Raw genomic sequence first — 18,663 nt, 5'->3', positions numbered from 1 at the left:
GATGGTCACCTCGCAACACGCCGACGAGTTATCCACAGGTGCCCGTCAACTCGGGGTCCGCCTGAGCGAAGCCCAGCATGCGCAACTGCTGGGTTACCTGGCGTTGTTGATCAAATGGAACAAGGCCTACAACCTCACCGCCGTGCGCGATCCGGATGAGATGGTTTCAAGGCATCTGCTCGACAGCCTCAGCGTGATGTTTTTCATCGAAAACGGTCGCTGGCTCGATGTCGGCAGCGGCGGCGGCATGCCAGGAATCCCGCTGGCGATCTTGTTTCCAGACTCGCAAGTGACCTGCCTGGACAGCAACGGCAAGAAAACCCGCTTCCTGACTCAGGTCAAACTCGAGCTCAAGCTGGATAACCTGCAAGTTATCCACAGCCGGGTCGAAGCGTTCCAACCTGCACAGCCGTTCAACGGGATCATTTCCCGCGCATTCAGCAGCATGGAGAACTTCAGCAACTGGACTCGCCACCTGGGCGATGTCGAAACACGCTGGCTGGCAATGAAGGGCGTCCATCCGGCCGATGAGCTGGTAGCATTGCCGTCGGATTTCAACCTCGATAGCGAACACGCCCTGGCCGTACCCGGTTGCCAAGGCCAACGCCATCTGCTGATACTGCGCCGCACGGCATGATTGGGAACACAAGCAAGAATGGCTAAGGTATTCGCGATAGCGAACCAGAAGGGTGGTGTGGGCAAGACCACCACCTGCATCAACCTCGCAGCATCCCTGGTCGCGACCAAGCGCCGGGTGCTGCTGATCGACCTTGATCCACAGGGCAACGCCACCATGGGCAGCGGTGTGGATAAACATGGCCTGGAGAACTCCATCTACGACGTCCTGATCGGTGAGTGCGATCTGGGCCAGGCCATGCATTTCTCCGAACACGGCGGTTATCAATTACTGCCGGCCAACCGTGACCTGACGGCTGCCGAAGTGGTGCTGCTGGAAATGCAGATGAAGGAAAGCCGTCTGCGCAGTGCATTGGCGCCGATCCGGGAGAACTACGATTACATCCTGATCGATTGCCCTCCGTCGCTGTCGATGCTGACCCTCAACGCCCTGGTGGCCGCCGATGGGGTCATTATCCCCATGCAGTGCGAGTACTTTGCCCTGGAAGGGTTGAGCGACCTTGTGGATAACATCAAGCGCATTTCCGAACTGCTGAACCCTAACCTGAAAGTCGAAGGTCTGCTGCGAACCATGTACGACCCGCGCCTGAGCCTGATGAACGACGTTTCCGTCCAGCTCAAGGAGCACTTCGGCGAGCAGCTCTACGATACGGTCATTCCACGTAACATCCGCTTGGCCGAAGCACCGAGCTATGGCATGCCGGCCCTGGCCTACGACAAACAATCCCGTGGTGCGCTGGCTTACCTGGCCCTGGCGGGCGAGATGGTTCGCCGTCAGCGCCGTAACCTGCACACTGCTGCCGCCCAGCCAACTTAAGGAAACCCCATGGCCGTCAAGAAACGTGGTCTCGGACGTGGACTGGATGCGCTGCTCAGCGGTCCCACCGTCAGTGCGCTGGAGGAACAGGCCGTACAGGCTGATGAACGCGAGCTGCAACATTTGCCACTGGACCTGATCCAGCGCGGCAAGTACCAGCCACGCCGGGACATGGACCCGCAGGCGCTGGAAGAGCTGGCCCAGTCGATCAAGGCCCAGGGCGTGATGCAGCCGATCGTGGTTCGTTCGATCGGCAATGGACGCTTCGAGATCATTGCCGGCGAACGCCGCTGGCGCGCCAGTCAGCAGGCCGGCCAGGAAACCATTCCGGCGATGGTGCGCGACGTATCGGATGAAACCGCCATCGCCATGGCGCTGATCGAGAACATCCAGCGCGAAGACCTCAACCCGATCGAGGAAGCGGTCGCCCTGCAGCGTCTGCAGCAGGAATTCCAGCTGACCCAGCAACAGGTCGCCGAGGCGGTGGGCAAGTCCCGCGTCACCGTGGCCAACCTGTTGCGTTTGATTGCGTTGCCGGAAGTCATCAAGACCATGCTGTCCCATGGCGACCTGGAAATGGGTCATGCCCGGGCCTTGCTCGGATTGCCGGAAAATCAACAGGTTGAAGGGGCGCGACATGTTGTCGCACGAGGCCTGACCGTGCGCCAGACCGAGGCACTGGTTCGTCAGTGGCTGAGCGGCAAACCGGCCCCCGTCGAAGCCCCCAAACCGGACCCGGATATCGCCCGCCTGGAACAGCGCCTGGCCGAGCGGCTGGGCTCTACGGTGCAGATTCGCCATGGCAAGAAGGGCAAGGGGCAGTTGGTGATCGGCTACAACTCCCTCGATGAGCTGCAAGGCGTCCTTGCGCACATTCGCTGAAACAATTGCTCTTGTAGCGTGCAGTCGGAAATCACTACCCGGCAGTTGAATAGGGGCAGAACCGCCCCTATACTCTGCGCGCATTTTGTCGGCACAAATTATGCCAAGTTATTGATTTCAGGCAGCCGACCATTGGAGAGCAAAAGCGATGGAAACCCGCACGCCAAACCGCCTGCCATTCCATCGTCTGGCTGTTTTCCCGGTGTTGATGACCCAGTTGGTCGTTGTACTGATCGCCTCATTGGCGCTCTGGCAATGGAAAGGAGTCGTCGCCGGATACTCGGGTCTTTGCGGAGGCCTGATAGCCTTGCTTCCCAATATTTATTTCGCTCACAGGGCATTTCGGTTTTCCGGCGCCCGAGCAGCCCAGGCCATCGTCCGGTCTTTTTATGCCGGCGAGGCGGGGAAACTGATTTTGACGGCAGTGCTGTTTGCATTGACGTTCGCAGGTGTGAAGCCGTTGGCACCACTGGCTGTATTCGGTGTCTTCCTGTTGACCCAGATGGTCAGCTGGTTCGCTCCCCTGCTAATGAGAACAAGACTTTCGAGACCTTAGGGCGTTTGAGGCAACCATGGCAGAGACAACCGCTTCGGGCTATATCCAGCACCACTTGCAGAACCTGACCTTCGGTCAGCTACCCAACGGCGGCTGGGGCTTTGCCCACTCCGCAGCAGAAGCCAAGGAAATGGGTTTCTGGGCTTTCCACGTCGATACCCTCGGCTGGTCGGTCGCGCTGGGTCTGATCTTCGTTTTCCTTTTCCGCATGGCAGCCAAGAAGGCGACTTCGGGCCAGCCAGGTGCCTTGCAGAACTTCGTTGAAGTCCTGGTCGAGTTCGTCGACGGCAGCGTGAAGGACAGCTTCCATGGTCGCAGCCCGGTGATCGCACCGCTGGCACTGACCATCTTCGTCTGGGTGTTCCTGATGAACGCCGTCGACCTGGTACCGGTCGACTGGATTCCTCAACTGGCCATCCTGATCTCCGGAGACCACCACATCCCGTTCCGCGCCGTGTCGACCACCGACCCGAACGCGACCCTGGGCATGGCGTTCTCGGTTTTCGCACTGATCATTTTCTATAGCATCAAGGTCAAGGGCATCGGCGGCTTCATCGGCGAATTGACCCTGCACCCGTTCGGCAGCAAGAACATCCTCGTTCAGGCCCTGCTGATCCCGGTGAACTTCCTGCTGGAATTCGTGACCCTGATCGCCAAGCCGATCTCTCTGGCCCTGCGTCTGTTCGGCAACATGTATGCCGGCGAGCTGGTGTTCATCCTGATCGCCGTGATGTTCGGCAGCGGCCTGCTCTGGCTCAGCGGCCTGGGCGTCGCACTGCAATGGGCGTGGGCTGTGTTCCACATCCTGATCATCACCCTGCAGGCGTTCATCTTCATGATGCTGACCATCGTCTACCTGTCGATGGCGCACGAAGAAAACCATTAAGGCCAGTCTCGACTAGTCTGATGTCCTTCCCGGTCAAACGGGAAGGGGCCCGAACAGGCCATGATGAAACGATTTGTTTTACCGCTTTAAATTAAAAAAACCTAAACCATACGACGTAAAAGTCGGGAGGAAAGATGGAAACTGTAGTTGGTCTAACCGCTATCGCTGTTGCACTGTTGATCGGCCTGGGCGCACTGGGTACCGCAATTGGTTTCGGCCTGTTGGGCGGCAAGTTCCTGGAAGGCGCTGCGCGTCAGCCAGAAATGGTTCCAATGCTGCAAGTCAAAATGTTCATCGTTGCCGGTCTGCTCGACGCCGTAACCATGATCGGTGTTGGTATCGCTCTGTTCTTCACCTTTGCGAACCCGTTCGTTGGTCAGATCGCTGGCTAATTACTCGGATTTCTCGAGTAGTTTGGTGTGATGGACAACGTAACTGCGAGGTGTTGGCGTGAACATTAATGCGACCCTGATTGGCCAGTCCGTTGCGTTCCTGATTTTTGTACTGTTCTGCATGAAGTTCGTATGGCCTCCGGTCATTGCGGCACTGCACGAACGTCAAAAGAAGATCGCTGATGGTCTGGACGCTGCCAGCCGAGCAGCTCGCGACCTGGAGTTGGCCCATGAGAAAGTGGGTCAGCAACTGCGCGAAGCGAAAGCTCAGGCAGCTGAAATCATCGAGCAAGCCAAGAAACGCGGTACCCAGATTGTCGACGAAGCCCGTGAACAGGCCCGTGTCGAAGCTGACCGTGTGAAGGCTCAGGCTCAAGCCGAGATCGAACAGGAACTGAACAGTGTCAAAGACGCCCTGCGTGCCCAAGTGGGTAGCCTGGCCGTTGGCGGTGCTTCGAAGATCCTGGGTGCCACAATCGATCAAAACGCGCACGCAGAGCTGGTTAACCAACTGGCTGCTGAAATCTAAGCGAGGGCGATCATGGCAGAACTGACCACGTTGGCCCGACCTTACGCTAAGGCGGCCTTCGAGCACGCTCAGGCCCACCAGCAACTGGCCAATTGGTCAGCCATGCTCGGCCTGGCAGCAGCGGTGTCGCAAGACGACACCATGCAGCGCGTGCTCAAGGCCCCGCGACTGACGAGCGCAGAAAAGGCCGCCGCGTTCATTGACGTGTGCGGCGACAAGTTCGATGCCAAGGCACAGAATTTCATCCATGTCGTTGCTGAAAACGACCGTCTCCCGCTTCTGCCGGAGATCGCCGCCCTGTTCGACCTGTACAAGGCCGAGCAGGAGAAATCGGTAGACGTGGAAGTCACCAGTGCTTTTGCATTGAACCAAGAACAGCAAGACAAACTCGCCAAGGTTCTCAGTGCACGACTCAACCGGGAAGTGCGCCTGCAAGTCGAGGAAGACAACTCCCTCATAGGGGGCGTTGTCATCCGCGCCGGCGACCTGGTTATCGATGGCTCGATTCGCGGCAAAATCGCGAAACTTGCCGAAGCATTGAAATCTTGAGTTTGAAGGGGCAGCAGAGCAATGCAGCAACTCAATCCTTCCGAAATAAGTGAAATTATCAAGGGCCGCATCGAAAAGCTCGATGTGACCTCCCAAGCCCGTAACGAAGGCACTGTCGTCAGCGTATCTGACGGTATCGTGCGGATTCACGGTCTGGCCGACGTCATGTACGGCGAGATGATCGAGTTTCCGGGCGGCGTCTACGGTATGGCCCTCAACCTGGAGCAAGACTCCGTAGGTGCCGTTGTACTGGGCGCCTACACGACTCTGGCTGAAGGCATGAGCGCCAAGTGCACCGGCCGCATCCTCGAAGTTCCGGTAGGTAAGGAACTGCTGGGTCGCGTAGTCGACGCACTGGGTAACCCTGTTGACGGCAAAGGTCCGCTGAACAACACCGAGACCGACGCGGTCGAGAAAGTTGCTCCAGGCGTGATCTGGCGTAAGTCGGTAGACCAGCCTGTACAGACTGGCTACAAGGCTGTCGATGCCATGATCCCTGTCGGCCGTGGCCAGCGTGAGCTGATCATCGGTGACCGTCAGATCGGTAAGACCGCTCTGGCGATCGACGCGATCATCAACCAGAAAAACAGCGGCATCTTCTGCGTATACGTGGCAATCGGTCAGAAGCAATCGACCATCGCCAACGTGGTTCGCAAGCTGGAAGAGAACGGTGCACTGGCTAACACCATCATCGTTGCTGCCAGTGCTTCCGAATCGGCCGCGCTGCAGTTCCTGGCACCGTACTCCGGTTGCACCATGGGCGAATACTTCCGCGACCGCGGTGAAGACGCGCTGATCGTTTATGACGATCTGTCCAAGCAAGCAGTGGCTTACCGCCAGATTTCCCTGCTGCTGCGCCGTCCGCCAGGACGTGAAGCCTACCCAGGCGACGTGTTCTATCTCCACTCCCGTCTGCTGGAGCGCGCATCCCGCGTTTCGGAAGAGTACGTAGAGAAGTTCACCAATGGCGCCGTGACTGGCAAGACCGGTTCCCTGACCGCTCTGCCGATCATCGAAACCCAGGCTGGCGACGTTTCCGCGTTCGTTCCGACCAACGTGATCTCCATCACCGACGGTCAGATCTTCCTGGAATCGGCCATGTTCAACTCGGGCATCCGTCCTGCTGTGAACGCCGGTGTTTCGGTATCCCGTGTAGGTGGTGCCGCTCAGACCAAGATTATCAAGAAGCTGTCCGGTGGTATCCGTACCGCCCTGGCCCAGTACCGTGAACTGGCGGCATTCGCCCAGTTCGCTTCTGACCTGGACGAAGCGACCCGTAAGCAACTTGAGCATGGTCAGCGCGTTACCGAGCTGATGAAGCAGAAGCAATACGCACCGATGTCGATCGCTGACATGGCGCTGTCGCTGTATGCCGCTGAGCGTGGGTTCCTGACTGACATTGAAATCGCCAAGATCGGCAGCTTCGAACAAGCGCTGATTGCTTTCTTCAACCGCGATCACGCCGATTTGATGGCCAAGATCAACGTGAAGGGTGACTTCAATGACGAAATCGACGCTGGCCTCAAAGCCGGTATCGAGAAGTTCAAGGCCACCCAAACCTGGTAAGCCGCAGCGGGAGCTGCAAGGCTCCCGCTTGCTAACCTGATAGGTGTTACATGGCAGGCGCAAAAGAGATTCGCAGTAAGATTGCGAGCATCAAAAGCACGCAAAAGATTACCAGCGCCATGGAAAAAGTGGCGGTCAGCAAAATGCGCAAGGCACAAATGCGCATGGCTGCTAGCCGTCCTTATGCGGAGCGCATCCGCCAGGTGATTGGTCATCTGGCCAACGCCAACCCGGAATATCGCCACCCGTTCATGATCGACCGCGCCATCAAGCGCGTCGGTTACGTTGTGGTGAGCAGTGACCGTGGTCTGTGCGGTGGCTTGAACACCAACCTGTTCAAGGCCCTGGTCAAGGACATGGCGGTAAACCGCGAACAAGGCGTCGAGATCGATCTGTGCGTGGTAGGTAGCAAGGGTGCGGCTTTCTTCCGCAACTTCGGCGGTAACGTCGTCGCCGCTATCAGCCACCTGGGTGAAGAACCGTCGATCAATGACCTGATCGGCAGCGTCAAGGTGATGCTGGATGCTTACCTGGAAGGCCGGATCGACCGCCTGTCCGTGGTATCCAACAAGTTCATCAACACCATGACGCAACAGCCGACCGTGGAGCAGTTGATTCCATTGGTTGCGACCCCGGAACAGGAACTCAAGCACCACTGGGACTACCTCTACGAACCGGATGCCAAGGAGCTGCTCGACGGCTTGATGGTCCGCTACGTGGAGTCGCAGGTGTACCAGGCGGTGGTCGAGAACAACGCAGCTGAACAAGCCGCGCGGATGATCGCGATGAAGAACGCTACCGACAACGCCGGTGATTTGATCAGCGATTTGCAGCTGATCTACAACAAGGCGCGTCAGGCTGCGATCACCCAAGAGATCTCGGAAATCGTCGGCGGCGCTGCCGCGGTTTAACGGTTCAAATATTCAGAGGATCCAGCTATGAGTAGCGGACGTATCGTTCAAATCATCGGCGCCGTTATCGACGTGGAATTCCCACGCGACAGCGTACCGAGCATCTACGACGCCTTGAAGGTTCAAGGCGCCGAAACCACTCTCGAAGTTCAGCAGCAGCTGGGCGACGGCGTGGTTCGTACCATTGCGATGGGCTCCACCGAAGGCTTGAAGCGCGGTCTGGACGTCAACAACACTGGCGCAGCCATCTCCGTACCGGTCGGTAAAGCGACCCTGGGCCGGATCATGGACGTACTGGGCAACCCGATCGACGAAGCCGGTCCGATCGGCGAAGAAGAGCGTTGGGGCATTCACCGTCCTGCGCCGTCTTTCGCTGAGCAAGCGGGCGGCAACGACCTGCTGGAAACCGGCATCAAGGTTATCGACCTGGTTTGCCCGTTCGCCAAGGGCGGTAAAGTCGGTCTGTTCGGTGGTGCCGGTGTAGGCAAGACCGTAAACATGATGGAACTGATCCGTAACATCGCCATCGAGCACAGCGGTTATTCCGTGTTCGCCGGTGTGGGTGAGCGTACTCGTGAGGGTAACGACTTCTACCACGAGATGAAGGATTCCAACGTTCTGGACAAAGTGGCACTGGTCTATGGCCAGATGAACGAGCCGCCGGGAAACCGTCTGCGCGTAGCCCTGACCGGCCTGACCATGGCCGAGAAATTCCGTGACGAAGGTAACGACGTTCTGCTGTTCGTCGACAACATCTACCGTTACACCCTGGCCGGTACCGAAGTATCCGCACTGCTGGGCCGTATGCCTTCGGCAGTAGGTTACCAGCCGACCCTGGCTGAAGAGATGGGCGTGCTGCAAGAGCGCATCACTTCGACCAAGCAAGGTTCGATCACCTCGATCCAGGCGGTATACGTACCAGCGGACGACTTGACCGACCCGTCGCCAGCGACCACCTTCGCCCACTTGGACGCCACCGTCGTTCTGTCCCGTGACATCGCTTCCCTGGGTATCTACCCAGCGGTAGACCCACTGGACTCGACTTCGCGTCAGCTGGACCCGAACGTGATCGGTACCGAGCACTACGAGACCGCTCGTGGCGTTCAGTACGTGCTGCAGCGCTACAAAGAGCTGAAGGACATCATTGCGATCCTGGGTATGGACGAGCTGTCGGAAACCGACAAGCAGTTGGTAGCCCGCGCTCGTAAGATCCAGCGCTTCTTGTCGCAGCCGTTCTTCGTGGCTGAAGTCTTCACCGGTGCCTCGGGTAAATACGTTTCCCTGAAAGACACCATTGCTGGCTTCAAAGGCATCCTCAACGGTGACTACGACCACCTGCCAGAACAAGCGTTCTACATGGTCGGCGGCATCGAAGAAGCGATCGAGAAAGCCAAGAAACTGTAATCCCGGCGCCCGGAAACGGGCGCTAATTTAGGTTGAGGCAATCAGATGGCTATGACAGTCCATTGCGATATCGTCAGTGCGGAAGGGGAAATTTTCTCCGGTCTGGTCGAGTTTGTGGTTGCGCATGGTGAGCTGGGGGATCTTGGTATCGCTCTGGGGCACGCACCGCTGATCACCAGCTTGAAGCCAGGTCCGATTAGTCTGACCAAGCAGGGCGGGGAAAAAGAGGTGTTCTACATCTCTGGTGGTTTCCTCGAGGTTCAGCCGAACATGGTCAAGGTCCTTGCCGACACCGTGCAACGTGCTGCCGACCTGGACGAAGCCTCCGCTCAGGAAGCCGTCAAGGCTGCCGAGAAGGCTCTGCACGAAAAAGGCGCAGACTTCGACTACGGTTCTGCTGCTGCACGTCTGGCCGAGGCTGCAGCCCAGCTGCGCACCGTCCAGCAGATCCGCAAGAAGTTCGGCGGCTAAGCCGTCTGCTTTCTGTGCGATTGATTAAAAAGGGTAGCCTCGGCTACCCTTTTTTCTTTTCGCGACTCATCATCTGGTCGCAGTCATCGACCACCCAGGATTGATACCAGTCATGTCTCTCGAAATCGTTATCCTCGCGGCCGGCCAGGGCACCCGCATGCGTTCGGCGCTGCCCAAGGTACTGCACCCGATCGCCGGCAACTCGATGCTCGGTCATGTTATCCACAGCGCTCGCCAACTCGATCCGCAGCGCATTCATGTGGTGATCGGCCACGGAGCCGATGCCGTGCGTGAGCGTCTGGCCGGCGATGACCTGAATTTTGTCCTCCAGGATAAACAGCTCGGGACCGGTCACGCGGTGGCCCAGGCTGTACCTTTCATTACCGCTGACACGGTGCTGGTTCTGTACGGTGATGTGCCGCTGATTGAAGTCGACACCCTGAAGCGCCTGCTCAAGCATGTTGCCCCGCAGCAACTGGGCCTGTTGACCGTCGAGCTGGAGGATCCTACCGGCTACGGGCGCATCGTGCGAAACGCCGACGGCCAGGTCACCGCCATCGTCGAGCAGAAGGATGCCAACGAAGCCCAACGCGCCATTACCGAGGGCAACACCGGGATCCTGGCGCTGCCGGCCGGGCGTCTGGGCGACTGGATGAGTCGCCTGTCGAACAACAATGCCCAAGGCGAGTACTACCTGACCGACGTCATCGCTATGGCAGTGGCTGACGGCCTGGTGGTTGCCACCGAGCAGCCCCTGGACGCAATGGAAGTGCAGGGTGCCAATGATCGTCGGCAACTGGCCGAGCTGGAACGCCACTATCAGTTGCGCGTCGCTCGCCGCCTGATGGCCCAAGGCGTGACCCTGCGTGACCCGGCCCGTTTCGATGTGCGCGGTGAAGTCAGTGTGGGCCGCGACGTGGTCATCGACATCAACGTCATCCTCGAGGGCAAGGTGGTCATCGAAGACGACGTGGTCATCGGTCCGAACTGCGTGATCAAGGACAGCACCCTGCGCAAAGGCGTCGTGATCAAGGCCAACAGCCACCTGGACGGTGCGGTGATGGGTGAAGGCAGCGATGCTGGTCCGTTTGCCCGTTTGCGTCCTGGCTCCGTGCTGGAAGCGCGGGCCCATGTGGGTAACTTTGTCGAATTGAAGAACACCCACCTGGGTGAAGGCGCCAAGGCCGGTCACCTGACCTACCTGGGTGACGCTGAAATCGGCGCCCGCACCAACATTGGCGCCGGCACCATCACCTGTAACTACGACGGCGCGAACAAGTGGAAGACGGTGCTGGGCGAGGACGTGTTCATCGGTTCCAACAACTCCCTGGTGGCGCCTGTGGATATCTCCAGTGGCGCAACCACGGCAGCCGGCTCGACCATTACCCAGAATGTGGATAACCGACAGCTGGCTGTGGGGCGGGCGCGCCAGAAGAATATCGACGGCTGGAAGCGTCCGGAAAAAATCAAGAAACCTTAAGGTTATCCACGGTCCTCCCTGTGGGAGCGAGCCCTGCTCGCGATAACGTTGTGTCAGTCGATGACTACTTGGCTGATATACCGTCATCGCGAGCAGGGCTCGCTCCCACAGGGATTTCTACTATTTCTGAATTTTTCTCCCTCAGCCTTGACGATCGCAGCGCAATAGGTTTTGATTGCTTACGTTATATTTCGAATCGAAACTTAAGCCGCTATGTCGAAGCGCAACACTCCCCAACGCCGCCACAACATCCTTGCCTTGCTCCAGGAGCAGGGTGAGGTCAGTGTGGATGAATTGGCCAAGCGCTTCGAAACCTCGGAAGTTACGATTCGCAAGGACCTGGCGGCTCTGGAAACCAATGGCCTGCTATTGCGTCGTTATGGTGGCGCGATACCCATGCCGCAGGAGTTGGTCGCCGATAACGCACAGACCGTCTCCAGGTACAAGCAAGCCATTGCCCGGGCTGCGGTGAAGCGGATTCGCGAGCACGCGCGAATCATCATCGACAGTGGTAGCACCACCGCCGCCATGATTCCCGAACTCGGCCTGCAACCGGGATTGGTGGTCATGACCAACTCCCTGCACGTCGCCAGTGCCTTGAACGAACTGGAACACGAACCGGTGCTGTTGATGACTGGCGGCACCTGGGACCCGCATTCCGAATCCTTCCAGGGCCAAGTGGCCGAACAGGTCCTGCGTTCCTATGACTTCGACCAGCTGTTCATCGGTGCCGACGGCATCGATCTGGTCCGTGGCACCACCACCTTCAACGAACTGCTGGGGCTGAGCCGTGTGATGGCTGAAGTTGCCCGCGAAGTGATCGTGATGGTGGAGGCCGACAAGATCGGCCGCAAGATCCCCAACCTGGAGCTGCCGTGGAGCAGCGTCCATACCCTCATTACCGATGACCGCTTGCCCGTAGAGGCCCGCGATCAGATTCAGGCGCGCGGCATCCAGGTGATTTGCGCGTCTGTCAGCCAGGAGAAATAACATGTGCGGAATTGTCGGCGCCGTTGCTGAACGCAGCATCACAGCCATCCTGCTCGAAGGCCTCAAGCGTCTGGAATACCGTGGCTATGACAGCGCGGGTGTGGCGGTGCTCACCCACGACGGGCAGCTTGCGCGCATGCGTCGACCGGGCAAGGTCAGCGAGTTGGAACAGGCGCTGGAAGCCGAGCCGCTAATCGGTCGACTGGGCATTGCCCACACCCGCTGGGCTACCCACGGTGCGCCTTGCGAGCGTAATGCCCACCCGCATTTCTCCGGCGACCTGGCGGTGGTGCACAACGGCATCATCGAGAACCATGAAGCCCTGCGCGAACAGCTCAAGGCCTTGGGCTACGTGTTCACCTCGGACACCGACACTGAAGTCATCGCCCATCTGCTCAATCACAAGCTCAAGGAGCTGATGGACCTGACGCTGGCCCTCAAAGCGACCGTCAAGGAACTCCACGGCGCCTATGGCCTGGCGGTGATCAGTGCCAGACAACCGGATCGCCTGGTGGCGGCCCGCAGCGGCAGCCCGCTGGTGATCGGCCTGGGCCTTGGGGAAAACTTCCTCGCGTCGGACCAGTTGGCGCTGCGTCAGGTCACCGACCGTTTCATGTACCTGGAAGAAGGCGACATCGCTGAAATCCGCCGCGACAGCGTGCAGATCTGGGATCTCGATGGCCAGGCGGTAGAGCGCGAGACGGTGCAGTACCAGGACGGTGCCGAAGCCGCCGACAAAGGCGAGTTCCGCCACTTCATGCTCAAGGAAATCCACGAACAACCGGCCGTGGTGCAACGTACCCTGGAAGGCCGCATGAGCCAGAACCAGGTATTGGTCCAGGCCTTCGGCCCGCAGGCGGCCGAATTGTTCGCCAAGGTGCGCAACGTGCAGATCGTCGCCTGCGGCACCAGTTATCACGCCGGCATGGTCGCCCGTTACTGGCTGGAGGAATTGGCTGGTATCCCGTGCCAGGTGGAAGTAGCCAGTGAGTTCCGTTACCGCAAGGTGGTGGTGCAACCGGATACGCTGTTCGTCACCATCTCCCAGTCCGGTGAAACCGCCGACACCTTGGCGGCCCTGCGCAATGCCAAGGCCCTGGGTTTCCTCGCCAGCCTGGCGATCTGCAACGTCGGCATCAGCTCGCTGGTGCGCGAATCCGACCTGACCCTGCTGACCCAGGCCGGTCGCGAAATCGGCGTGGCGTCGACCAAGGCCTTCACCACCCAATTGGTCGGCCTGCTGCTGTTGACCCTGTCGTTGGGCCAGGTGCGTGGGACTTTGGCCGAGGGCGTAGAGGCGAAACTGGTGGAAGAACTGCGCCGCCTGCCGACCCGTCTGGGTGAAGCCCTGGCGATGGACAGCACTGTGGAAAAAATCGCCGAACTGTTCGCCGAAAAGAACCACACCCTGTTCCTGGGCCGTGGCGCGCAATTCCCGGTGGCGATGGAAGGCGCCCTGAAGCTCAAGGAAATCTCCTACATCCACGCCGAAGCTTACCCGGCCGGCGAACTCAAGCATGGCCCGCTGGCGCTGGTGGACAACGACATGCCGGTGGTCACCGTGGCGCCGAACAACGAGCTGTTGGAAAAGCTCAAGTCCAACCTCCAGGAAGTGCGCGCCCGTGGTGGCCAGTTGATCGTCTTCGCTGACGAAAAGGCCGGCATGACCAACGGCGAAGGGAATCACGTGGTGCACATGCCGCACATCCACGACAGCCTGGCGCCGATTCTCTACACCATTCCGCTGCAACTGCTGTCGTACTACGTGGCCGTGCTCAAGGGCACTGATGTCGATCAGCCGCGGAACCTGGCGAAGTCTGTGACGGTGGAGTGAGGGGCGTCTGCCGAACGGGTCCTTGGTTTTGAACAATAAAGATTGACACAAAACAATAAGGTTTGACACTGATGAACATAGATTGACACAAGGCTCAAACCCCCGTATCTACGGGGGTTTTCCTTTCCAGGCTTTCCCTTTGGTCTGGATTCATCGCTTCAACTTTCAGCGGGTGTAGTCTGGAAAATGTTTTGAATACGGCCGCTTTGGCAGTCGTGTCCTTCTACGACTTTTTCTCGACGCGAGGTGAAGCGGTCCGCATCGACTGAGGAGGCGTGGGTTGCGAGGTCGTAAATTTGCATCACAGCAGGACATTGAACGGCACATTGCAAATGGATTTGGCGAAGGCGCCGGGGCAAGCTACGTGCCTTGGCTGCGGGTACAAGATGTCCCGTCGATAGGTCGTTCGCACAAGATTCAAGGTGTGAAGATCGAGAGGATTCATCATCTCCTGTCAGATCTCGAGCGTTCCTACTTCCTTGTGTGTGAATTTTCTGAAGACGTCGTGGATATCCGGGAGCAATACCCTTTACTACCCACAGAGCGTGCGCAAGCGATAGCGTCGGCGATCGATGTACGCTATTCAAGATACCCTAGAACAACACTGCCTTATGTGATGACAACAGACTTCCTGTTAACTGTTAAGGACCTGAGCGGAAACTTCAAATCGGTAGCTAGGACGGTGAAGTATCGTTCCGATTTAATTGGCAACGGAAGTAAAAGAACGCTTGAAAAACTTGAAATTGAAAAGCGTTTTTGGGAAAGCCAAGGTGTTGATTGGAAAATCGTAACAGACGAGTTTTTTACACGAGATTTGATTAAAAATCTTGGACTAATCAGGAGGTACTCGAAGCTCTCTCGTGATTTAATGAAAGCCCCGTTGCATTCGAATTTTATCGAGTGCCTAGCAAACTCCCGGGAATATTCGTGGACCTTGGCCACCTGTCTAAGAAAAATAGCATCCCTTCTTTCCATTTCCTACATAGACGCTCAAGCAATTTTCTTCCATCTGGTTTGGAACAAAATACTGAAAATAGATTTGGTTAACACTCCTCTCCACCTTACTGGTCTAGTCCCTGACTTCGAAGTTTCCCCGAGCCCTGTCCAAGTATCGTTGAAGGAGAAAATGTCATGACTGTTCTCGTTAATGACGTCTTCGAGCCTGTAACCGATCTGTCGGTCATCGCTACGATAGCCAGGCTCCTTTACCACGATGAAACGCAAGACTTAGCAGTTGTGATAGATCTAGCTGACCCACCCCGACAGCCGTACGCGGTTGGTCTGGAGGAGCTGCGTCGCTCGATAGCGTCTGGTCACACCAAACCAGCAGCCATTACCACGCCAGAGTTTATGCTTGTGCTTGAGGAACAGTTGGATGAGAGAGCCAAGCAAGGCCGGGACGAAAAGTGGGCCGTCATCGCCCCTCTGCTAGATCCTGAATACCCAGGACAAATATTTGTACGAGGTGAATTAGGCCGACTTGTTAGCAAACGGGCGTCAGAGCTCGGAATCCAGCGGAAAACGATCTATCGGCTTCTTTACCGCTATTGGTCTTATGGTCAAGTTCGCAACTCATTGCTTAACAATTATACGGCAGTAGGTATTGCCGATAGAAAATATGATCCGAGCAGGCCACCAGGGCGAAAGCCTAAATTTCAAGGCGTTCTTACTTCGCCTTCCAAGATGCTCAGTGCAGTTGATAAACGATGCATCCGTGTTGGATATGCTCTTTATGTAAGAGATAAGAAATCTTCTATTTCGAGCGCATATGACGAAATGTTGAGACGATTCTACTCTGTTCGAGACATCTCCAAAAACAGTGAAGAAGCGCTTCGTTTGTTGCCTAGTTCAGAACTCCCCAGCTTGAGGCAGTTCCAATATTGGGGGCAGATTTTTTTCGACGAGATTGAAACCGAGCGTGGCCGTAAAGGGTTGAGGAGGTGGTTAAAGGATTGCCGTCCGCTTTCAGGTACCGTTCGAGATTGGCTGCGTGGACCCTGTCATCAGTTCGAAATCGACGCAACGATTGCCGATATTTATTTGGTCAACAGCTACTCTAGACGGATGCTCATTGGTCGGCCCGTCGTTTATATCGTAGTGGATAGTTTCTCCGGAATAATTGCTGGTCTCTATGTAGGATTGGAGGGCCCTAGTTGGAATGGGGCGAGACAAGCGCTGTTCAACGCGTTTACCTCCAAAGTCGAGTTCTGCGCTCAGAACGGCGTTGAAATCAATGCAGATGATTGGAATTGTCACCACCTGCCCCACCAGATTTACGCCGACCGGGGAGAGATGCTGTCACTCGCAGCAGAGGGGTTATCCTCAGGATTGGGAATTGAGATGGGCACTGCTCCACCTTATCGGCCTGATTGGAAGCCTATGGTTGAAAGTCGGTTTGGCATTTTGAATGATTTGACGGGTATCAGATGGCTACCTGGTGGGGTAGCTGCGAGGGACAAAGAGCGCGGCGAGCGAGATTACCGGCTCGATGCCACGCTGAACCTCAAAGAGTTCACCCAAATCCTCATTAATTGCGTGCTCCACTATAACCGACACCATCGACAGCCTGACCGACTGACTCAAGCGATGATGAATGACGGCGTAGAACCTACCCCCAACGGTATATGGAATTGGGCCTGCGACAACGACCTGATCGAATCCAACAAACGTCCCGACGAGCTGGTTTATCTCCACCTTTTACCGCGTGAGCGCGCGACCGTTCAAAAGGGCGGAGTGATGTTTCGCGGCATGCACTACGTGTGTGATATGGCCATAGAGAAAGATTGGTTTGCCAAGGCTCGCAAAGGGGGCGTTTGGTCAATAGAGTGTTGGTTCGATCCGAACTCGGCGGCACACATTTGGATTCAAGGAGAGGCCAAGCAGTTTATCCGTTGTGATCTTCGACGATCGGATGCCGGTTACGCGAATTACCGCTCGGACGAGATTTTTGATCTGCTCGAAGCCTATCGCCAAAAACCGCCTACTCGCCGGCGAGCTGAGCTGGAAAGCCGTGTGCAGCTTAGCGATCAGGTCCATCAGATCATCAGTCATGCGCTCGCAGAACGAAAACAGGAACCTGCTCCGCCTACCAAGGCAGAGGCCACTGGAAACATCCGCGAGAACCGCGCAGAAGAACGTCTCCGTGAGCGTGAAAATGCGGTTGTTCCTGAAGGCGTGAGGGTGGAGCCAGCTTCACTTCAATCTGAAACGACACCGAAAGCGCATGATTCATATGCCGGCGAGCGCACCGCGCAGGTTATCGATTTGCTCAAAAGAATTCGGCCAGGACAGGCAAAATGAAAGGTGCACAGACGTTTGCCAATTACGTCAGACAGGACATTAGTGAGTACGCGGGTAACCCGCTTATCGAAGCTTTGCCTCCGATATTGTCGGAGGCGGCGGCTGTTGAACTGATCTCGAACTTTCCTCAGCCGGTGGATCCGAAAGAGCTGACGCTCGAAGGAGCCACTCGAATTCACTGTATCGACAGGCTGAGAACCGTCGTACAGCCGTTCTTGCTACATCTGGAACTGGAGGCCCTGTTCTCACTGCTCATCCGTCGAGGGTATGTCGGGCGTAACCCTATGTCGCCCGCTACCGTCCGGCATTTGCATTCTTTATCGGGAGCTCAGCGTTACCACGATGCGTTCAAGTCCACTGCAGAAACGTTTACCGTCGTCGGCCTGAGCGGCATTGGCAAGTCGACGGCGCTCCACGCCATCTTGAGCCTTTATCCACAGACAATCCGTCATGAGCGCTATGAGGGAAAGCAGTTTGTTCATACCCAAATCACATGGCTGAAGCTTGACTGCCCTCGGGATGGATCGCTGGCTGGATTTTGCCAGCAGTTTTTTTATGCGGTTGGTGACGCTCTAGGAGATAAGGACTACCACAAGCGCTACAGGCATCGAAACATCAATGATGCGCTGCAACAGATGGAGCAGGTGGCCAGCACGTTTTTCATCGGCGCCTTGTTGATCGACGAGCTGCAAAACCTCCACCTGGCGAAAACCGGTGGTAAAGAGAGCATGCTGAATTTTTTCCTGCACTTGGTAAACAACATCGGTATCCCGGTGGTTTTCAGTGGCACGAACTCGACAATTAGCCTGTTCTCAGAAGCCATGCGGACTGCCCGCCGAGTTTGTGGTGCCGGTACGCTCGAATTCAAACGATTCGAAAAGGATGATGAGGAGTGGCGGTTGTTGGTCGAAAATCTCTGGAGCTATCAGTGGTGCAAGCAGACTGCCGAGCTGACCGACGAGATTTTTGACACGCTGTATGAACACACTCAAGGCGTGACAGATTTCCTGGTCAAGCTGCTGGTATTGAGTCAGCGTTATGCGGTCCAGAGTGGCTCGGAGTGTTTGACTGCTGAGGTCATGGTGAAGGTAAGCAACTCAAAAATGCAGATTCTAAAGCCAGCCCTTTCAGCCCTGCGTAGCCGTGATCCGAAGCGGATGCGACAGTTTGACGATTTGCTGCCGATTGAGGATCAACTGAGCGAAATGATGGTCTTCGATGGATTGGCACGAGAGGATCGCCTCACCTTGCTTCGAAGCGTTGTATCCCGTGAGAAACCGGCAGACCCATCTCCAACCATTCTTGCGAAAGATCACCCATCGCCGATTGCTACTGCTGTGGAAAACTCAGAGGTTAAAGCGCTTAGCGAACATGACGCTCCCCTCGACGCTCTGCGCGCTGCGGGCTGGCTCAACGAGGACCTGTTTGAGTTCTCACCGATGTATCACAAAGCGTGAGTC

The 18,663-nt window shown here is 56.9% G+C and carries 18 protein-coding genes; all 18 read left to right on the top strand.

Annotated elements, in window-relative coordinates:
- Window position 1 precedes the first annotated feature (1 nt).
- The 18 genes from rsmG (at window position 2) to N005_RS26945 (ending at window position 18,660) form a co-directional block, all read left to right on the top strand.
- Complete coding sequence (rsmG, locus tag N005_RS27030) at window positions 2-637, top strand: 16S rRNA (guanine(527)-N(7))-methyltransferase RsmG (RefSeq protein ID WP_197678636.1); 636 nt, start codon at window positions 2-4, stop codon at window positions 635-637.
- A gap of 18 nt (window positions 638-655) precedes the next feature.
- Window positions 656-1,453, top strand: coding sequence for a ParA family protein (locus tag N005_RS27025; protein ID WP_047703953.1), 798 nt, complete (start codon window positions 656-658; stop codon window positions 1,451-1,453).
- A gap of 9 nt (window positions 1,454-1,462) precedes the next feature.
- On the top strand, window positions 1,463-2,335 hold the full coding sequence (locus tag N005_RS27020) for a ParB/RepB/Spo0J family partition protein (protein ID WP_047703952.1): 873 nt from the start codon (window positions 1,463-1,465) through the stop codon (window positions 2,333-2,335).
- A gap of 148 nt (window positions 2,336-2,483) precedes the next feature.
- A complete protein-coding gene (locus N005_RS27015) occupies window positions 2,484-2,891 on the top strand; it encodes a F0F1 ATP synthase subunit I (protein ID WP_041023020.1) in 408 nt (135 codons plus the stop codon).
- A gap of 16 nt (window positions 2,892-2,907) precedes the next feature.
- On the top strand, window positions 2,908-3,777 hold the full coding sequence (gene atpB, locus N005_RS27010; protein ID WP_047703951.1) for a F0F1 ATP synthase subunit A: 870 nt from the start codon (window positions 2,908-2,910) through the stop codon (window positions 3,775-3,777).
- A 134-nt stretch (window positions 3,778-3,911) separates the two neighbouring features.
- Window positions 3,912-4,169 (top strand): F0F1 ATP synthase subunit C, encoded by a 258-nt coding sequence (atpE, locus tag N005_RS27005; protein ID WP_003097235.1) that lies wholly within the window; start codon window positions 3,912-3,914, stop codon window positions 4,167-4,169.
- A gap of 58 nt (window positions 4,170-4,227) precedes the next feature.
- Entirely contained in the window at window positions 4,228-4,698 is a 471-nt protein-coding gene (locus tag N005_RS27000; RefSeq protein ID WP_030139033.1) for a F0F1 ATP synthase subunit B, read from the top strand.
- Window positions 4,699-4,710: 12 nt separating this feature from the next.
- On the top strand, window positions 4,711-5,247 hold the full coding sequence (locus N005_RS26995; protein WP_047703950.1) for a F0F1 ATP synthase subunit delta: 537 nt from the start codon (window positions 4,711-4,713) through the stop codon (window positions 5,245-5,247).
- A 21-nt stretch (window positions 5,248-5,268) separates the two neighbouring features.
- A complete protein-coding gene (gene atpA / locus N005_RS26990) occupies window positions 5,269-6,813 on the top strand; it encodes a F0F1 ATP synthase subunit alpha (RefSeq protein ID WP_024777788.1) in 1,545 nt (514 codons plus the stop codon).
- A gap of 50 nt (window positions 6,814-6,863) precedes the next feature.
- On the top strand, window positions 6,864-7,724 hold the full coding sequence (gene atpG, locus N005_RS26985; RefSeq protein WP_003187188.1) for a F0F1 ATP synthase subunit gamma: 861 nt from the start codon (window positions 6,864-6,866) through the stop codon (window positions 7,722-7,724).
- Between the two features lie 27 nt (window positions 7,725-7,751).
- On the top strand, window positions 7,752-9,128 hold the full coding sequence (gene atpD / locus N005_RS26980; protein ID WP_042727805.1) for a F0F1 ATP synthase subunit beta: 1,377 nt from the start codon (window positions 7,752-7,754) through the stop codon (window positions 9,126-9,128).
- 45 nt (window positions 9,129-9,173) lie between these two features.
- Window positions 9,174-9,599, top strand: coding sequence for a F0F1 ATP synthase subunit epsilon (locus tag N005_RS26975; protein WP_024777790.1), 426 nt, complete (start codon window positions 9,174-9,176; stop codon window positions 9,597-9,599).
- A 112-nt stretch (window positions 9,600-9,711) separates the two neighbouring features.
- A complete protein-coding gene (gene glmU, locus N005_RS26970) occupies window positions 9,712-11,079 on the top strand; it encodes a bifunctional UDP-N-acetylglucosamine diphosphorylase/glucosamine-1-phosphate N-acetyltransferase GlmU (RefSeq protein ID WP_047703949.1) in 1,368 nt (455 codons plus the stop codon).
- A 213-nt stretch (window positions 11,080-11,292) separates the two neighbouring features.
- On the top strand, window positions 11,293-12,069 hold the full coding sequence (locus N005_RS26965; protein WP_047703948.1) for a DeoR/GlpR family DNA-binding transcription regulator: 777 nt from the start codon (window positions 11,293-11,295) through the stop codon (window positions 12,067-12,069).
- 1 nt (window position 12,070) lies between these two features.
- Complete coding sequence (glmS, locus tag N005_RS26960) at window positions 12,071-13,903, top strand: glutamine--fructose-6-phosphate transaminase (isomerizing) (protein WP_047703947.1); 1,833 nt, start codon at window positions 12,071-12,073, stop codon at window positions 13,901-13,903.
- Window positions 13,904-14,183: 280 nt separating this feature from the next.
- A complete protein-coding gene (locus N005_RS26955; RefSeq protein WP_047703946.1) occupies window positions 14,184-15,038 on the top strand; it encodes a TnsA endonuclease N-terminal domain-containing protein in 855 nt (284 codons plus the stop codon).
- On the top strand, window positions 15,035-17,203 hold the full coding sequence (locus N005_RS26950; RefSeq protein ID WP_047703945.1) for a Mu transposase C-terminal domain-containing protein: 2,169 nt from the start codon (window positions 15,035-15,037) through the stop codon (window positions 17,201-17,203). The genes N005_RS26955 and N005_RS26950 overlap by 4 nt, the downstream gene beginning before the upstream one ends.
- Window positions 17,200-18,660, top strand: coding sequence for an ATP-binding protein (locus N005_RS26945; protein WP_047703944.1), 1,461 nt, complete (start codon window positions 17,200-17,202; stop codon window positions 18,658-18,660). The genes N005_RS26950 and N005_RS26945 overlap by 4 nt, the downstream gene beginning before the upstream one ends.
- Window positions 18,661-18,663 lie beyond the last annotated feature (3 nt).

This window comes from Pseudomonas mediterranea CFBP 5447 (genome assembly GCF_000774145.1).
Classification (GTDB): Bacteria; Pseudomonadota; Gammaproteobacteria; order Pseudomonadales; family Pseudomonadaceae; genus Aquipseudomonas; species Aquipseudomonas mediterranea.
The sequence above is the reverse complement of the archived record's forward strand: the minus strand, read 5'-3'. Positions and strand labels throughout refer to the sequence as shown.